16 protein-coding genes are annotated in these 17,201 nt (G+C 60.5%); 9 read left to right on the forward strand and 7 right to left on the reverse strand.

From position 1 onward, the window contains the following. Nucleotides 1-34: 34 nt before the first annotated feature. The 8 genes from RBH19_RS04175 to RBH19_RS04210 all read left to right on the forward strand — a co-directional run bounded on the left by RBH19_RS04175 (nt 35) and on the right by RBH19_RS04210 (nt 9,782). Complete coding sequence (locus RBH19_RS04175) at nt 35-1,165, forward strand: NAD(P)/FAD-dependent oxidoreductase (RefSeq protein ID WP_306727560.1); 1,131 nt, start codon at nt 35-37, stop codon at nt 1,163-1,165. Between the two features lie 19 nt (nt 1,166-1,184). Then, nucleotides 1,185-2,507, forward strand: a complete 1,323-nt coding sequence (locus tag RBH19_RS04180) for a sensor domain-containing diguanylate cyclase (protein WP_306727561.1) — start codon at nt 1,185-1,187, stop codon at nt 2,505-2,507. A gap of 106 nt (nt 2,508-2,613) precedes the next feature. Continuing rightward, on the forward strand, nt 2,614-4,014 hold the full coding sequence (locus RBH19_RS04185; protein WP_306727562.1) for a winged helix-turn-helix domain-containing protein: 1,401 nt from the start codon (nt 2,614-2,616) through the stop codon (nt 4,012-4,014). A 105-nt stretch (nt 4,015-4,119) separates the two neighbouring features. Beyond that, nucleotides 4,120-5,463, forward strand: a complete 1,344-nt coding sequence (locus tag RBH19_RS04190) for an outer membrane protein assembly factor BamB family protein (RefSeq protein ID WP_306727563.1) — start codon at nt 4,120-4,122, stop codon at nt 5,461-5,463. A gap of 206 nt (nt 5,464-5,669) precedes the next feature. After that, nucleotides 5,670-6,848: a serine hydrolase domain-containing protein gene (locus RBH19_RS04195; RefSeq protein WP_306727564.1), complete on the forward strand. Its 1,179-nt coding sequence runs from the start codon at nt 5,670-5,672 to the stop codon at nt 6,846-6,848. 25 nt (nt 6,849-6,873) lie between these two features. Next, a complete protein-coding gene (locus tag RBH19_RS04200) occupies nt 6,874-8,727 on the forward strand; it encodes a DUF885 domain-containing protein (RefSeq protein WP_306727565.1) in 1,854 nt (617 codons plus the stop codon). Between the two features lie 148 nt (nt 8,728-8,875). Next, entirely contained in the window at nt 8,876-9,313 is a 438-nt protein-coding gene (locus RBH19_RS04205; protein ID WP_306727566.1) for a YciI family protein, read from the forward strand. Between the two features lie 31 nt (nt 9,314-9,344). Continuing rightward, nucleotides 9,345-9,782 (forward strand): hypothetical protein, encoded by a 438-nt coding sequence (locus RBH19_RS04210; protein WP_306727567.1) that lies wholly within the window; start codon nt 9,345-9,347, stop codon nt 9,780-9,782. A 23-nt stretch (nt 9,783-9,805) separates the two neighbouring features. On the opposite strand, the gene RBH19_RS04215 is transcribed toward RBH19_RS04210, so the two are convergent. Beyond that, nucleotides 9,806-11,005, reverse strand: coding sequence for an aminotransferase class V-fold PLP-dependent enzyme (locus RBH19_RS04215; RefSeq protein WP_306727568.1), 1,200 nt, complete (start codon nt 11,003-11,005; stop codon nt 9,806-9,808). Between the two features lie 297 nt (nt 11,006-11,302). Between RBH19_RS04215 and RBH19_RS04220 the strand changes: the two genes are divergently transcribed. Then, nucleotides 11,303-11,788: a CBS domain-containing protein gene (locus RBH19_RS04220; RefSeq protein ID WP_306727569.1), complete on the forward strand. Its 486-nt coding sequence runs from the start codon at nt 11,303-11,305 to the stop codon at nt 11,786-11,788. A gap of 144 nt (nt 11,789-11,932) precedes the next feature. On the opposite strand, the gene RBH19_RS04225 is transcribed toward RBH19_RS04220, so the two are convergent. The 6 genes from RBH19_RS04225 to RBH19_RS04250 form a co-directional block, all read right to left on the reverse strand. Further along, nucleotides 11,933-13,216: a thioredoxin gene (locus RBH19_RS04225; RefSeq protein ID WP_306727570.1), complete on the reverse strand. Its 1,284-nt coding sequence runs from the start codon at nt 13,214-13,216 to the stop codon at nt 11,933-11,935. 97 nt (nt 13,217-13,313) lie between these two features. Further along, nucleotides 13,314-13,763: a Dps family protein gene (locus RBH19_RS04230; RefSeq protein WP_306727571.1), complete on the reverse strand. Its 450-nt coding sequence runs from the start codon at nt 13,761-13,763 to the stop codon at nt 13,314-13,316. Beyond that, a complete protein-coding gene (locus RBH19_RS04235) occupies nt 13,744-14,169 on the reverse strand; it encodes an ArsR/SmtB family transcription factor (RefSeq protein ID WP_306727572.1) in 426 nt (141 codons plus the stop codon). The genes RBH19_RS04230 and RBH19_RS04235 overlap by 20 nt, the downstream gene beginning before the upstream one ends. A gap of 6 nt (nt 14,170-14,175) precedes the next feature. Further along, nucleotides 14,176-15,471, reverse strand: a complete 1,296-nt coding sequence (locus tag RBH19_RS04240; RefSeq protein ID WP_306727573.1) for an NAD(P)/FAD-dependent oxidoreductase — start codon at nt 15,469-15,471, stop codon at nt 14,176-14,178. A gap of 170 nt (nt 15,472-15,641) precedes the next feature. Continuing rightward, on the reverse strand, nt 15,642-15,833 hold the full coding sequence (locus RBH19_RS04245; protein WP_306727574.1) for a YgaP family membrane protein: 192 nt from the start codon (nt 15,831-15,833) through the stop codon (nt 15,642-15,644). A gap of 51 nt (nt 15,834-15,884) precedes the next feature. Then, the gene (locus RBH19_RS04250) at nt 15,885-17,186 is read right to left on the reverse strand and encodes a hypothetical protein (protein WP_306727575.1); all 1,302 of its coding nucleotides are present in this window, start codon (nt 17,184-17,186) and stop codon (nt 15,885-15,887) included. Nucleotides 17,187-17,201: the final 15 nt, after the last annotated feature.

Raw genomic sequence — 17,201 nt, forward strand, 5'->3', positions numbered from 1 at the left:
ATCAAAGGTTCCCGAGATCAAGGATTCCGACACAATGAGTCACAAGATCACCGTCGTCGGCAGTGGCTTTGCCGCGCTCACCGCCGCTCGTCATCTTCGTTCGCTGGATCGCGATGCCAGAATTACCCTGGTTGCGCCACGCCCGGAGTTCGTCTACCTGCCGAGCCTTATCTGGTTGCCCACCGGTCAGCGCCAGGCGGAGGACATCGTCCGCCCACTGGAGGGCTTTTTCGAACGCCACCGCATCCGCTATCACCAGGGAAGTGCCACTGGCCTCGACCTGGGCGGACGCCTGCTGCTCACCGACAATGGTGAGGTGGAAAACGATGCCATTCTGATCGGCACCGGCGGGCGTTTTCTCAAGAAGCTGCCCGGCATCGAACACGCCATCACTCCCTGTGAGGGGGTTGAATCCGCCATGCGCATCAAGATGGCGGTGGAGAACATGGATGGAGGGCATATTGCCTTCGGTTTCTCCGGCAACCCCAGGGAAGGTCAGGCCATGCGCGGCGGGCCCATGTTCGAGTTCCTCTTTGGCATCGACAGCCTGCTGCGCAAGCAGGGGCGGCGTGACCGTTTCGAGCTGACCTTCTTCTCGCCCGCGCCGGAGCCGGGAAAACGCCTCGGCCCCAGGGCCGTGGGCAAGCTGCTGGGCGAGATGAACCGTCGCGGCATTCACACTCACCTGGGGCACAAACTCAAGAGCTTCAGCGAGGACAAGGTCAGCACCGAGGGTGGCGAGTTTCCCGCCGATCTCATCCTGTTCATGCCGGGCATGACCGGAAACCCCTGGTTCGACAACACCGAACTGAGCCGTTCCGACGGCGGTCTCCTCAAGGCGGACGCCTTCTGCCGGGTGGAGGGGGCCGAGCGAGTCTATGTGGCCGGCGATGCCGGCTCCTTCCCGGGGCCGGACTGGATGCCGAAGCAGGCGCACATGGCCGACCTGCAGGCCGCGGCGGCCGCGAAGAACATGCATGCCGAACTCAATGGACGGGAACCTGAGGCCACCTTCAAGGCCGAATTGATGTGTATTGTGGACAGCATGGACAAGGGCATGCTGGTGGCCCGCAGTGAAAAGCGCAACTGGGTGCTTCCCAGAAGCCGCCTGTGGCACTGGTCCAAGTCCCTGTTCGAGAAGAAGTACCTGCGTCAGTATCGATAGGAATGCCCGGTACCATGTGATGGACGATATCAGTAGCAACCGTGACCCGGCCGAACTCCGCAAGATGCTGGATTATCTTGGGGTGGCGGCGTTTCTGATCGATGTGGATTCACATGATGCGTTCCGACTGGCCGCCATCAATGCCCGCCACGAGCAACTCACTGGCATGAAACACGATGACGTGGCGGGATGTAGTGTGGATGATTTGCTGTCACCGGAAATGGCGGCGAATGTGAAAGGCAATTATCGACGGTGTGTCGAGGGGCGGGCCGCCACGGATTACCGGGAAGTGCTTGATCTCCCTGCCGGGCGGACCTACTGGCACACCGCGCTGGTGCCGCTCATGGATGATACCGGACGTATCACCCGCCTGTTGGGGACGGCCCACGAAATCAGTGACACTCTCCACCTGGAACTGGAAACCCGTTATCAGTCCACCGTGTTGAGTGCCTACCTGGATGAATCGCCGGACGGGATCCTGGTGGTGGATGCCGACAATACCATGAGAACGTGGAATCGCCGCTTCCTGGAGCTCTGGTCCATTCCCGAAGCGGTGATGGAGGCCCGCGATGGCGAGGCCGCCTTGAAGGCAGTCACAGACCAGCTGGTGGATCCCGAAGACTTCATCGAGCGAGTCAAGGCCTTGTACGCCAGCCTGGAAGAGGAAGAGCAGGGAATGCGAATCGACATGAAGGATGGACGCGTCCTGGAGCGCTATTCCCGGGGGCTCCATGGACCGGCCGGTGTCTATTGGGGGCGCATCTGGTTCTATCGCGATGTCACCGATCGGGAGCGGATGACTGAAGAGCTCCGTCGCCTCTCTCAGACCGATCCGCTTACCGGGGCAGCCAACCGGCGCGTGTTCATGGACGTATTGCGGGAAGAGTATGAGCGTGCCAGGCGCTACCGCCATCCACTGAGCATGCTCATGCTCGACTTGGACCGATTCAAGCAGATCAATGACGGGCACGGCCATGCGGCAGGTGACGAGGTGCTCAAGCGTTTCGTGGACGTCTGCACGCAGGCGCTTCGCAGCAGCGATTGCCTGGCCCGCATGGGCGGTGAGGAGTTTGCCATCCTGCTCCCGGAAACCGACCTGCAATCCGCCACCCGCCTGGCCGAACGGCTTCGCTGCGCCGTGGCCGGGATGGCGTTTTCCGGCACCGATGGTCCCTTCGCTGTCACGGTCAGTATTGGCGTGACGGATCTGGATGAAAAGGACACCGCCGAAGAGAATCTGCTGGCCCGTGCCGACAAATGTCTGTATGCCGCCAAGGCGGAAGGCCGCAACTGCGTTTTCACCGCAGAAGGCCTGAGCCAATGCCGGCAACACCCGGCATGATGACAGCGGGTTCTTGTCCGGTTCTGCCGCTCACTCGCCATTCCAGGCGCGGCGGGGGATAATCGCAGTTTGATTTTCTGGGTAAGCATCGGCAGCGAGTCACAGGATGGGGCAGGCGGGGAAGGGCATTCGAATCGGGCAGTGGAGGTTCCTGCCGGAGCGCAATCTGCTGTTGCGCAGGGGCGAACGGCGGGAATTGGAGCATCGTCTTTCGGTCCTGCTCGAGCATTTCTGTAGCCATCCGTCTGAGGTTCTGACCAGGGACAGACTGCTCGAGGCTGTCTGGGGGCCCCGCATCGTCGGGGAAGAGAGCCTGTCCGTGGCGGTGAGCCAGCTTCGGCAGTCGCTGGATGACACGGCTCGCAATCCACGCTTCATCCGTACCGTGCCGGGCGTCGGTTACCAGTGGATCGCCACCGTGGCCCGGGAAGAAGGGCCCCGCCTTCGTGGACTCTGGCGGGTGGCAGTGATGACGGCGGGGCTGCTGGTGTCCGCCTCGCTGCTTGTCTGGTGGCTGACCGGGGAGCCGGAGCCAGCGGCTGCATTGCTGGAGGAGGGAGGGCCCGGATCCCAGGCCCGGCAGCTGCTTGCCAGTGAAGAGCCGGAAGACTGGCGCCGGGCAGTTGGTCTGTTCCGGGCCGCCATCGATGCCGACCCGGATCACGCGGACGCGTATCTCGGTCTGGTCGAGGCCAAGCTGCAACAGCTTCGGCGCTCGAATCTTCCCCTCGCGCCCCATTACGGTGAACTGGAGGCACTGCTGACTCGTGCCCTGAGTCTTGCCCCCTCCCTAGATCGAGCCTTGTTGCTCTATGCCAATCTGCTGTTCCTGCACGGTCGAGACTACCCGACAGCAGAAGCAACCTTTCTGAACTTGCTGGACACTCATCCCGATCACGCCGAAGGGCGGCTGGCCTACGCCAATTTCCTGCTCGCCTTCGGCCGTTTCGAGGAGGCCATGGCCGAAGTTACCGACCTGCGTCGCCGGCAGCCCCTGTTCTTTGCGGTGCCCATGGTGGCCTGGAACTACCTCATGCAGGGTGAGACGGAGCTGGCCTGGGAGGAGATTCAGCGGATCACCCTGACCGAACCCGGATCGGCCGCGTATCACATCTCGGCTCAGCATATCGACTTCCAGCGGGGTGACGAGGCCGCGGCCATGCAACACCTGCTGGCGCTGATGGAAAGGGCGGGCTTCGACGAGGAGCGATTGATCCGTTTCGAGGCGGACTTCACCCACGGAGGCCTGACGGCGGTGCATGCCCGGCTGCTGCAAGAGCGCGAGACTGCCGCACTGGGTCACTATCGCCCACCACTGTCCTGGGCGCGCTTCGCCCTGGTCGCCGGTGATCATGGCCAGGCCCTGGATCACCTGGAAGCGGCTCGTGAGCAGTACCAGGAGGCGCTACTGTGGCTGGCGGTCGATCCCCATTATCGGCCCCTGCATGACGAGCCCCGCTTTCAGGCGATCCTGGGCAGTCTCGGTTTGGTATTGCCAGGTAATTGAAAACAAAGAATTTAATCAGGCTTTAGGAAGTTTTAGCCCAGCTTCAGGACGAACCCGATTCGCGATCAGCAGACTGGCCGGACTTCATTCTCAGGAGTCCGAATCATGTCGTTTTCCCTTTCCCGCCTTTCATTGACTCTGTTGATTCTGTTCCATGCCGCGTCGAGCGACGCGGCTGACTGGTCCCTGTTCAAGGGTGATCTCGAGCGTAGCGGTCATGTCCACCTGGAGGTGGATGTCAGGAGCCTGGCACTGGATTGGCAGTTTCGCCTGCCAACCGCCATTGCCAGTTCACCGGTAGCCGCCGGGGATCAACTCTTCGTGGCCGGCGAGAACGGCAATCTCTACGCCTTCGGACTTGCGGATCGCCAGTTGCAATGGATTCGCCCAACAGGCGGGGCCATCAGTGCCACCCCCGCCGTGTCGGGGGATCTTGTCTATGTTCTCAATCTCAATGGTCTGTTCCAGGCGATCAATCGCGCTGACGGCAGCGCGGCCTGGTCCTTCCAGACCGGCGGGGAGGAGCGCTTCAGTGCCATCCATTACATGGGCATACGGCAGACCGATGCCGCCATTCGCGATCCCTGGGATTTCTTTCTGTCATCACCGCTGGTGGCCGACGGTCGTGTCCACTTCGGCAGTAGCGATGGCTATTTTTATACCCTGGACGCCAGTAGTGGAGCGCTCCTCTGGCGCTACCGCACTGCGGGCATGATCCATGCCTCGCCAGCGCTTTCCCGCCATCATTCGGAGGGGGCCACGCTGGTGGTCGGCGACTGGTACGGCATGGTGCATGCCCTGGATGCGGAAAGCGGCGAAGTCCGCTGGTCCTACGCCACCGAGCGGGACAGTGTTCATGAGCAGTGGCTGGGCATTCAGTCCTCGCCGGTGCTGGATGGTGATCGGGTCTATGTCGGCAGCCGCGATGGCTACCTGTATGCCCTGTCCCTGGAAACAGGCGAGAGGCTCTGGCGCTACGCCATGATGCATCGTTCCTGGGTAGTGGCGACGCCCTCCGTGGATGATGAACGCATCTATCTGGGCAGCTCGGTGCCGGGGTACGTGATTGCCCTGGATCGGACCGATGGCAGTGAGGTCTGGCGCCGGGCGGTGGGTGCCTGGAGCTACAGCTCGCCGCTGGTCCTCGGCCGCTATCTGATCACGGGTGTCATGAACGGCGAGCTTCTGGCTCTGGAATCGGCCACCGGTGAACAGGTCTGGCATTACCAGAGCGATGGTGCCCGAGAGGATCATTTCGGGGTTCTGGACCCGCAGACCGGCGGTTTCAATCAGGAACGGCTTGCCGCCCGCGAGTTGCATCAGGCCCTCTACGCCTACATGGCGCATGTGCTCCACCTGGGGGTCTTTCTGTCCTCACCCGCCTGGCATCGGAACGAGCTGATCATCCCTACCTCCGACGGCCAGATTCTCGTTTTCAGCCTGCAATGAGGGCAAGCGGTCGACAGGGAGCGGGAACGCTGACTTGCAAAATCCGGTCTAGGTGTTATGGTGAGGTAGAACGGTATTACCAAGCGGTTCTCGTCCAGAGGAGTCTCTTTGAATCCGCTGAGCCATCGTTTCGTTCGGATGATGATCGCTATTTTCTGTTGATGGGCCAATGGCTGGGTCGCCAGCTGGCCGGGGAGAAATGAACAATGAAAATGTCTGTATTCCGGCACTTGGCCGCCGCACTGGTCATGGTCGTCGGGAGCACCACGGCCATGGCAGACACGCCATCCACCGCCATTGAGGAACTCAGGGCAAAGGGCGAGGCGAGCCGCAGTTCCGCACTGGTGATCCTGAAGGATGGTGAACCACTGCTGGAGTGGTACGACGACAAAGGCCAGCGCCCGATCCATGCCATGTCCGTCACCAAATCCGTGATGGCCCTGGGTGTGGCGCGCATGCTCAGCACCGGTGAACTGGAATCGCTGGATACAGCAGTGGCCGACTACTTCCCGGAGTGGCGACAGGGGAGGAAGCAGGACATCACCGTTCGGCACCTGCTCAATCACACCTCCGGCCTGCAGAATAATCCCAATGCCGGTGTCGAGATCTATCCCAGCCCGGATTTCGTGCAGCTGGCACTGGCGGCGGAACTGGAGCATGATCCCGGTACTCACTACGCCTACAACAACAAGGCCACCAATCTCATTGCCGGGCTCTTCCCGGCTGTCGCCGGCAAGGCAATGGATGACTATATCGATCAGGCACTGTTCCAGCCCATGGGGATCGAGAACTGGTCCTGGATGAGTGACGAGGCGGGGACGCCACAGGGCATGGCCGGCCTGCATATTCTGCCGATGGACCTGGCGCGTCTGGGCCAGCTGCTGCTTGATCAGGGACGATATGAAGGGGAGGTGCTCATTGAGGCATCGGCCATCGAGGCATTGTTGGCGCCGGGTTCCGACCTCAATGATTCCGTCGGCCTCCTGTGGTGGAGGCAAGCCGCAGAAGAGCAGTTTGTGATCGACGACGAGATCGTCGCCGGATTCCGGGATGCCGGTGTTTCCGATGAAGTGGTACAGGGAATGTCGGCCATCCGGGGTGAATACGACAGTCGCGATGATATTGCTGATGCCTTGACGGAAGCCTTCGGTACCGGCTGGATGGATATCGTTCTGCCGGAAACACGCCCAAAGGGCTTGTCAATGGTTCGCCGCGAGAGCAGCGAGGAAATCGCCGCCTGGTATGGCTCTGGTTATCTGGGCCAGTACGTCGTCGTCGTTCCGGAGACGGGCATTGTTGCCGTACGGATGCTTGAGTATTTCGAAGGTGTGGGCCCGGAACACGGCTATCAATCGTTCCGACAACATGTCGTTGCCCTGGATTGAAGATTTACTTACGGAGACATGAGTCATGAAAAGCCTGCGCCTGACCAAATGGCGAATATTCCTGATCGTATTGCTGGCCCTTCTCACCGGCGGTGGCGTCTTCGGCTACAAGCTGGTCTGGGGCAAACCGTTCAATGTGGATCATTTCTACGACCGGGTGTTCATTCGTTTCGCCCTGGAAGATCCGGAAATGCTGACCCAGCTCGGCATTCTCGAGAACACGCCGTTCCGGGGTCACAACCGTAGGCTCAGTGATGTATCCCTGGAACGTGGAGAGGCCATGATCCGGCGGGTCGACCGGGACATGGCTATTCTTCGCTCCTACAATCGGGATCGCATGAGTCACCAGCAGCGCCTGTCCGCGGATATTCTGGGCTGGTTCTTCGAAACCAACATGGGCGCGCGGGAATTCATGTATCACGGCTTCCCGGTCAATCAGATGTTCGGGGTACAGAACAATCTGCCGGAGTTCATGATCGAGACCCATCGCATCGAAGACCGGCGTGGAGCCGAGGATTATGTCACCCGCCTCACCCAGTTCCCGGTCAAGTTCGGTCAGGTCATCGAGCTGCTGGACTATCAGCTGGAGCGGGAGATCATTCCTCCGCGCTTCGTGGTTGATCATGTGCTCAATGAGATGAAGGCCTTCACGGCAGCCGAGGTGGAGAAGCACGAGCTTTACACCCATTTGGTGGGACGCCTGGAGGCGCTTGAGGATGTTGAATCTGATGCAGCCGAGGCGATTCTGGCGGACGCACGCGATGCCATCGGGAACCAGGTGTATCCGGCCTATGCCGACATGATTGCCTGGTTCGAGGCCCTGCGACCACGCACGACCACGGACGCCGGTGCCTGGACCCTGCCGAATGGTGAGGCCTACTATCGCCACACCCTGCTGCAGAATACGACGACGGACATGAGCCCGGACGCGATTCACATGCTTGGCCTGGAACAGGTGGAGAGTATTCTGGCCGAAATGGATGAGATCCTTCGAGCCGAAGGGTATATGGAGGGTACGGTTGGCGAACGCATGGATCAGCTTGCTCAGGAGGAACGTTTCCTCTATCCGGATACAGATGAAGGACGTGAGCAGATCATCGCCGATTACCAGGCCATGATTGATGAGCTTCAGGCCGAAATGTCGCCGTACTTCGGACGCCTGCCACGCGCATCGGTGGAGGTTCGTCGCGTTCCCGAGTTCCGTCAGGATACGGCCGCCGGGGCCTACTACCGCATGCCCCCGGTGGGTGGAGACCGACCGGGTATTTTCTATGCCAATCTGCGTGATGTGAAGGAGATTCCGAGTTTCGGCATGCGCACCCTCACGGCCCATGAAGCCGTGCCGGGCCATCACTTCCAGATTGCCCTGCAGATGGAGTTGGAAGGCCTGCCCCTGTTCCGCGGCTTCCCGCTGTTCAGTGCATTTACCGAAGGCTGGGCGCTGTACGCGGAGCGTCTTGCTGATGAGATCGGCCTTTATCACGACGAGTACGAACGGCTCGGGATGTTGCAGGCTCAACTCTTCAGGGCCGTTCGACTGGTCGTGGATACGGGTATCCATCACAAGCGCTGGACACGGGAAGAGGCCATTGATTACATGTTCGAGACCACCGGCATGCCGCGGGGTGATGTGGTCGCCGAAATCGAGCGTTATGTGGTGATGCCGGGTCAGGCCACCAGCTACATGGTGGGTATGCTGCACATTCAGTATCTGCGCCAGCAGGCGGAAGAGGCCCTGGGTGATGCCTTCAGCCTGTCTGACTTCCACGATGCCGTACTGGCCAACGGTGCCTTGCCTCTGTTCCTGCTTAGCGAGGAGATCGAACGCTGGATACGTTCTGTCCAGGAGAACGAGATAGTGGCTGAACAAGCCGCCTGAAGTGGAGCGAATGAATGCGGCGGCCCTGATGGGCCGCCGTTTTTTTTGGTGTAGAGTCTACACTCAGAGAGATTCTGTAACCGGTGTCGATTCAGGCCGGGCCCACTCGACTATGGGGAAACGACTACACTCTCGAGGAGGGCTGACAATGCGTGTGATGATTCTGATCAAGGCAAGCAGTGACTCGGAAGCGGGGAAGTTGCCGGGCCAGGACCTGCTGGAAGCGATGGGTAAGTACAACGAGGCGCTGGTCGAGGCCGGTATTCTGCTGGATGGTGATGGCCTCCGGCCCAGTAGTGCCGGTGTGCGAGTTCGCTTCTCTGGCGATGAACGTGTCGTGACGGACGGGCCGTTTGCCGAGACAAAAGAGCTGCTTGCCGGTTATTGGCTGTGGAAGGTGAATTCACTGGAGGAAGCCATCGAGTGGGTGAAACGCTGCCCCAATCCCATGCCCGGCACCGAGGCCGAGATTGAAATTCGTCCGCTTTTTGAAGCAGAGGATTTCGGTGAGGATTTCACGCCGGAGTTGCGTGAGCGGGAAGATCGCCTGCGCATGACTGTCAAGGGCTCCCCATCCGGGGAGTAAATTGTGGACAAGGAACCAGGAGTGATTGTTCATGAACACCGAAGCCACTCAGCCGCCGCGCTGGTATTGGATTGTGTCGGGCCTTGCTCTCGTCTGGATGCTGTTCGGGCTGTTGTCCCTGATCATGGACCCCATGACCAGTGAAGAAGCGCTGGCCGAGATGAGCGAAGCCCAGCGCGAGCTGTTCGAGGCACGGCCAGCCTGGCTGTTTGCCGTTTATGCCCTTGCGATATTGAGCGGCCTTGGGGGAACCGTGGCATTGCTGCTTCGCAAGGCTTGGGCGTTGCCCCTGTTCACGGTATCGCTGGTGGCTGTGGTGGCGCAGTTCGTCTACGTGCTGTTCATCCTGGATGCGATCGGAAGAATTGGGGCGGCGGAGGCGCTGCCGTTTCCCCTGGTGATCTTTACCGTCGGTGCTCTGCTATTGTGGCTCTCGGTGCACGCAAATCGGCGGGGCTGGATCGGCTGACAGGCAGGTAAGGCGTTGGGGGATTAACGAGCGAGTAGCTGGTCCACCGCCTGTAAAACCTTTTCAACCTCCGCCACGCTATTGGGCCAGTGCGGGGCAAGGCGCAGCCAGCCGGCCGGGCTGGCACAGGCGATGCCCCTTTCGGCCAGGGCAGAGGCCCAGTCTGCTGCCGGACGCTCATCCGGTGGGCGTACACTGAGGATGCCGGAGCGTCCTTCCCTATCCGGCATACGGGCACTCTCGAAGCCGCGATTTAGGAGTGGCGCTTCCAGTGCATCCAGCCAGGTCTGTACGTGCTGGTAAATGGCGTTCACCCCAATGGACTGGATCAGCCCGACACTGGCTGACAGACCGGCACAGCCAATGGAATTGAAGGTGCCTGACTCCAGCATGCGCGCTCCGCGCTGGAAGGGACGGTCATAACGCAGGGTCTCGGGGCCGCCGGTAAGAAACTCGAAGGCATCCTCGTGGCTGATCCAGCCGGCCAGGTTGGGCTGCAGTTGTTCGGCCTTCTCCGGCGAGACATAGACAAAGCCGGCCCCTTCCGGGGCCATCAGCCACTTGTGGCTGCCACAGGCCAGATAATCAATGCCCATGCGCTTCACGTCCAGTGGCACCACGCCCACGGCCTGGATTCCGTCCACGAAGAATTCGCTGTCGTGTTGTCGGCAGAGTGCGCCCATGGCGGCCAGTGGCATGAGCTGGCCGGTGGTGAACTGGACGGCGCTCGCGGCCACCAGGCGGATGCCCTGTTTCAGGTGCTTTTCGAAGACGTCCATGGCGGCGGTTCGGTCAAGCCGGAAATCCTCGGCATTCATCCAGACCAGTTCCAGACCATGGCGTCGGGCGGCCTGCTGCCAGGGCGTGACGTTGGTGGGAAACTCACCCTCAAGCAGCAGAATCCGGTCTCCCCGGCGCCAGGGCAGGGACTGGGCAATGGCGACGACACCGGCGGTGGTATTGGCCGTCAGCCCAATCTCGTGCCGGCCGTCTGCACCGATCAGTGTGCCGAGCCGCTCCCGCAGGTGCTCCCGCCGCTCCACTTCAGCCATGAAGAAACCCGCGCCTTCCCGGGTCTGGGCCGCCATGACCTCATCCACGGCCATGCGCACCGGCTCGCTGAGGGGGGAAACGGAGGCGTGGTTGGCGTAGACATCGAAGCTCAACTCGGCAAAGGCTTCCCGGCAGCCAAGTTTCACCTGCCATTGCTTGGCGTGGTTCATCTATCAGCTCCAGTTGAATCAGGTGCTTGCGCCTGATCATGCCAGCAGTATGTGCGCCAGCCAAGCCAGACGCTCGTCGTTCGACTGTTGAATGGGCGGGTCAGATGATGTTCACAAAGGGAATGGAGCCACGTTGACGGCCGTCAACACGAAATATTTCCCTCAGCGTATGTTGGTATCGAGGGTTTTTCGTCGAATGGTGCCGGGTAGAGCGATGGTCTGACTCGCCCCACTGTTCATGCGGGAAATCCGGATTTTTCCGGTATCAACCCTGGATATTGCCGGGAGGAACCCAGAATGAAAGTCAATGACATCATGGTCACGGACGTGGCGCGCTGTTCGCCCCAGACATCACTGCACGATATCGCCAGAATGATGTGGGAACGGGATTGCGGTGCTATTCCATTGGTAAATGAGCAGGATCAGCCCGTGGGCATTGTCACCGACCGGGACATTGCCATTGGGGCCGCCTTGCAGCACCGGCCTCTGTGGGAAATTCGGGGTGAGGAGGTGGCCCACGGCCGTGCCGTGCACTGCTGTCACCCGGAAGACGATATTGCCGACGCGCTGGCATTGCTGGAACGGCACGAAGTACGCCGCCTTCCGGTGATCGACCCGTCGAACAGGCTGTGCGGCATTGTGAGCATGGGCGACATCATCTCCTTTACCCGGGCCGGCCGAGCCAGGAAAGGGGACCGGGAGATGATCAGTGCCGAAGCCTCCCTGGATTTTCTCAGGCATGTTAGCGCCCACCACCAGGCCGGGGGACAGACGGCCGTCTAAGCAGACAGCCCTGATGGTTTCCCGGGCAATGGCCCGGCCCATCAGGGCTTTTTATTTGCACTCGTTTGGGGTCCCTTGTGCCATGAGATTGGAACGTCTGAAAATCATCTCGATTGCGCGGTGTGCGATAATCACCCCTTGCTTTTACCATTCATCTCCGATGTGCACACCCAGCTTCGGTAAGAGGTAGCGGTGCGTGAAGAGAATGAGTGCTGCGGCACCGAAAGCAATCAGGAATACAGCGATGGCACCTCGGATATCGTGCATCAGCTCAGGAGCCAGCAGAAGAACGCCGGCGAGGGCGAGCATGATGATGCCGCCGACCAGCTTGAGGATGCGCCCGTGCCGCTCTTCGAAACGGTCGACACGAAGCGTGGTCAGGGCCACGAGAAAGACGACCATCTCGATGGATAGGTATACCAGCAGGTAGAGCCCGAGCAGGAAGGAGAAGGAGAGCCAGTCGATGCCATGACTGGCAACGATACCGCTCCAGATGACCGGGAAGCCGGCGGTGCAGGGTAGCTCGATGAAAGCGATACCGCTTGCCATCACGGCGGTGGCGGCAATCAGTGCCGGTGTCGAGCGGCCATCGCGGATCAGGCCACGAAAGCGCCGGTAGATCCCGGGCTTGTGCTTCTCGTCGATGGTGAAGGAAACCCCTCGCTGGAACCAGAAATAGTCCTTGATGTTGACCCCGGCAAAGACAAGCGCCAGGGTCGCAACCACCCAGTACACCCAAGCGGCTGTCAGGAGCAGGGTGAGCGCGCCGAAAACGCCCATTATGAAGAGGCCGTAGATGGTTGCAGTCACTCCCAGGAACGTCAGACCCACCGTCAGGATTCGCCGGCGTGAGCCGGAGTGAATCACCAGCGCCAGCAGGATGGTCAAGACCCAGAGTGAGCAGGGATTGAATCCGTCAATGAAGGCGATCAGTGCTGTCGATACGGTGAGCGGTTGCACCATCAGATCGATGGTCCCGAGCAAGGGAAGGGTGATCGGCGCTGTTTCCTGTGCTGTTGCTGTCTGATCGAATCGTTGACGGGTATCACGCGAGTCGGGGCAGTCACCCATCTCGAGACAGTGCTCTACATGGCTGGTGATCTGGTGCCGGATCAGGCGGCTGTCCCCCAGCCAGGCCCGTCCTCCCACGAAGACAGCGGGTACCGAATCAGCCCCTGTGCCATGGGCCGAGGCCACCGCGCGAAACAGCGCGCGGCCGTGCTCGTTGTGTCGCAGCTCGAAGAAATGGGCCGATAATGCCTCGTGCGACTCATCGAGGGCTTCGATGAATGGTTTCTGGGCTTCACAGTGGGGGCAGGTATCACTGTGGAAAACCAGCATGTGCAATTCATTCATCGGCGCGGCCACCACTGTGGGAGATAGCGACAGTAGCAGGGTCAGAAAAAGCCGCAGGCGGAGTCCGGGCATGCGAATCTCCCGACGATGAATGGAAGGCGAGGGAGAGGCGGGTCGGTGACCCGCTCAATCCCCACCCAGGCCCCCTGGCGCCTGGGTGAGCCTCTGCTCATTCCAGATGGCTTCTCAGCATCCAGGCATTCTTCTCATGGATGTCCAGACGCCGGGTTGCCAGATCCGCACTGGCCTGATCCGATGCCGCCTCCGCGGCTTCAATGAGATGCCGGGCGGCGTCAGCAATCGTTTCCTGATCCGAAACCAGGGTGCGGATCATTTCCTCGGCTTTCGGCTGTCCGGTTTCCTCCTCGATCGTGCTGAGTCTGGCGAACGCCGAATAGCTTCCTGGTGCGTATGCGCCCGTGGTACGGATTCGCTCGGCGATTTCATCGACGGCGGTCGCAAGCTCGGTGTACTGGGTTTCGAACAGAGTATGGAGTGTCGTGAACATCGGGCCCGTGACATTCCAGTGGTAGTTGTGTGTTTTCAGATACAGCGTATAGCTGCTGGCCAGAAGCGTTGAAAGTGCTTCGACAACAGCCTCATTGCCTGGTTTTTTCATCTTGGCCTCCAGTTGGCAGGGAATTTTCAAGGGATTCTGCCCGACTCAGGTGCTGAACGGGGCCTTCCGTGTCGGTTGTGCAGTAGATTTCATACAGTCGGCCGATGACCTCCATGGCGCCGGGGTCGGCAATTCGGTAGTGGATGTTCTGTGATGCTCGTCGGGTGGTGACCAGCTTTTCCCGGCGCAGGCGTGCCAGATGCTGGGACAGGGCGGACTGGCCCAGTCTGTGTTCGCCCCGCGTCAGGCTGTCATGCAGTTCAGAGACGGTTTTCTCGCCCTGGATCAGCTGGCACAGGATCATCAGCCGACAGGGGTTGGCCAGCGTTCTCAGCATCCCCGCGGCCTTGTCTGCCTGCGCAGGTTTGATATCAGCCAGTCGGCGCCTGTCCTGTCTTGTGTTCATGCGCCGTCAGGCCGCCTCTTTCCTTCGTTCCGCCCGCAGCCGGCGAATGCCGAGCATTCGCAGCATGGCCCGTTCGTAGGCCGGTTCGGCAACGCCCTTTCGCATCTTTCGCAGGAAATACCATTCGAAGGCGGATTTGGCCCAGTGCACCCACTTTCCCTTCTTTGTCCAGGTGACATTTCGCGGCGGCATCTGGGGCATGGCCAGAAAGGCTGCGCCGGTGTTGCCCATGTCCGCCAGGCAGAGAGCGTTCCAGGTGGCTCGGGCTTCGGGTTGCTCTCCGGCCAGATCGAGCTTGATGTTCTCGGCGATGGCCGTGTTCATGGACTCGATCATGTAGCCGGTCTTGGGTGCGCCGGTGGCGACGGGAGTCTGTTCCACTGGCGGAATGGCCACGCAGACGCCGGATGCGTAGATGTTGGGCCATGTTGGATTGCGCTGGAACTCGTCGATCTTCACGAAGCCCCGGGGGTTGCAGAGTTCAGCGATGGCGGCCACCGGATCCACACCCTTGAAGGCGGGCAGGATCATGGAGAAGACGGCATCGATCTCATGCTGGCGACGGACTTCACCCTGATCGTCGTGTTCACTGACAAAGACCTTGCCCGATTCGAGCCTGTCTGTCTTGGCGTTGCAGATCCAGCGAATGTCCCGCTGGCGCAGTTCATGTTCCAGCAGCCCCCTGGAATCGCCCACGCCACCCAGGCCCAGGTGACCAATATAGGGTTCACTGGTGACGAAGGTGATGGGTACCTGATGGCGCAGACCGCGCTTGCGCAAATCACGGTCAAGGATGAAGGCAAACTCATAGGCGGGGCCGAAGCAGCTCGCGCCCTGGGCGGCACCGATGACAATGGGACCGGGGGCGGCCAGCAGTTGCTCGTACTTATCCCGGCAGTGCTCGGAATGATCCAGGGTGCAGATGGACTGGCTGTGGCCATTTTCCGGACCCAGGCCCGGTATTTCCTCAAACGCCAGCTTCGGACCGGTGGTGATGGCCAGGTAGTCATAATTCAGGGTCTCGCCGCCTCTCAGGGTGACGGTCTGGGCATCCGGGTCGATTGCGGCGAGCGAATCCACCTTGAGATCAATGCCGCGTTTCTTCAGCGGCGGGGCCAGCGGGGTCGTGGTTTTCGGCCGCTCCCGCCAGCCCACCGCGATCCAGGGGTTTGACGGCACGAACTGAAAGTGGTCGGCGGGACTGACCACGGTGATCTTTTCCTTGCGGCCGAGGGTCTTTCTCAGCTCAAGGGCCAAAGGCATGCCGGCCAGGCCGGCGCCGATGATGACGGTATGTGCCATGGTGATTCCCTCCAATGGCTGTTCAGTTGCTGGATGGGGTGGGCTGGTCCATCAGCCTGGCCCCGTTTATGCCTCTCGTTGGCTGTGGGGCTTTGTTCGTCGAGGCGAAAGCCTCTCCCACAGCAAGCCTCAAGTCTCTCTTCCTCAGCGCCTCTGCGCGAGGCATTCCTTTACGCGTCCCGCAGACCGGCCTTGCGCAGGATGGTCATCATCGGGCACCAGTTGCTGAAGGAAGACTGGATCAGGTTCAGGGCCACGAAGCCCGTGAAGAAGAGCCAGTAGTGATGGTGAAAGTGAGCCAGCAGGATGCTTGCAAGGACAAAACTGCCGGCGATGAGTCGAAGTGCCTGATTAACGGTCATGATGTTTTCCTCTCTGTTGATGTACTTGGGTTTTCTCGCCGTGAAGGCGGCTCAGAAGGTTCGTTTGAGCCGCACATAGACACTGGAGTCCTTCTCGAACTGGCCATAGAAGGTGTGTTCGTTCTTCCCCCCGAACAGGTTGGCACCGGCATTCAGAAACAGCTGGTCGCTGAAGCGGTAATCCACTGCCGGGCGAAGGAACCAGTCTTCATCGTCGGGGGAGTAGAAACTCATCAGTCCAATCGTGAGATTGTCACGCATGAGTCGTTGGGTCAGGCGCAGGGTTATGACCTGACGGTACTCCTCGGGCAGTGTGTCCGGGTCCCCCTGGTAATTGGCTTCGAGGGCGTCATGATCCTGAAGCCATTCCAGGTAGTACTGGGCGCCCAGCGTGAAGTTGGTAGCCACCTCCTGCTCATAACCGGCCAGGAAGCGGGCTTCGCTGTTGGGCAGCATGGGGTTGTCGCCATCCCGGTTGTCGGCCGAGTCGTACCAGGAGAATTCCAGGTTATACAGGCCGCTGCCCATTGGGCCGCGCAGACTGCCACCAAGACTGTTGAGCCGGGCAAACTCCAGCTGCCCGCTATCCGGGTTGAAGGCGGTGGGCTGGCCGAAGAACCCGCGATAGAGATAAACGGCCCACTCCTGTGAACCGCGCATGCCATGGATGCGCATGGCCAATTCGCCGTTATCGACTGTTCGTGTCGGGCGATCAACTTGTGGCAAGGGCGGAGCTGAAACACGCTCACCCTGCATGGGGTCGTAGTAGGAGAGGCGAATACCTTCAATGTAGGTGTCTGGCTCAAAGAAAGGAGTCCAGACGGCATCGATATTGACACGGTCACCGTACCAGCTGAGCCGAACGGCATCGCTGGTTCCCTTGAGATACTCATCATCACGGCCGATGAGGAAGGACACCCAGTCCTTGGGGAAGTGATCATTGAGAAAGAGCAGGTCACCGGTACCCCAGGTCAGAATCTGGCGGCCAAGCTGCACGTCGCTGCGATCACCAGCCGCAAAAATGACTCGAGCTTCGCGGACATCGCCGGTGATCTTGTCCTCCACGCCATCCGCCAGGCCATCGAGCTTGAAACGCCAGTCCGCCCGGCCGCCATCGTATTGGCCCTCGAGCTGGAAGCGAACTTCGCCGAGTGGCATGTCGTCATCAATCAGCTCATTGTCGCGGACACGATAGCCACCGGCGGCCTCGATGAAGCCATACCAGGAAACGGGGCTCATGTCGTCGTCACCCCACGGGTCATCGTCCCAGTCGTCAGCCAGCAGGGCTGGCGAGACGAGGAGGGTGAGGCCGGCCAGAAGGCCGGCTCTGAGGGAAGGTTGATGCCTGTGCATGTCTGGCTCCTTGAA

Source organism: Natronospira bacteriovora, from assembly GCF_030848495.1.
Taxonomy (GTDB): Bacteria; Pseudomonadota; Gammaproteobacteria; order Natronospirales; family Natronospiraceae; genus Natronospira; species Natronospira bacteriovora.